Consider the following 396-nt stretch of genomic DNA (forward strand, 5'->3'; position numbering starts at 1 on the left):
TGATCACCAACCCGGTGGATGACGAGTCACTGCTCACCCCTTTCAAGGCGCGTAAAAGCATTCAGGTGGAAATTGCCCTGCCCGGCTGACTTCACGCTCATGGCATAAAACAGTGATGTGCAAATTCTTGCGCATCACATGAACGCTGAAACTGGTCACGCCTCATACACAAAGCCCTCCAGCACCTAAACGAGCTTGCGCATACATGCGCAAAAGCCTGCGCACTATTTCGCGTTTTTTGCCTGGCCATTGAGCTTTTTTAAACCTTTAAACGCTATCTATTTGTTTTAAATAGATAAAAAAATTGTCGGCATGCATCTTGGAATGTACTTCTGCATACAGCGGGCGAAATTGCCCGTTTCTGCGCAGAGAATTTCCCGCATGACCGATAAACAC

Source organism: Pseudomonas meliae (genome assembly GCF_001400515.1).
GTDB classification, from domain to species: Bacteria; Pseudomonadota; Gammaproteobacteria; order Pseudomonadales; family Pseudomonadaceae; genus Aquipseudomonas; species Aquipseudomonas amygdali.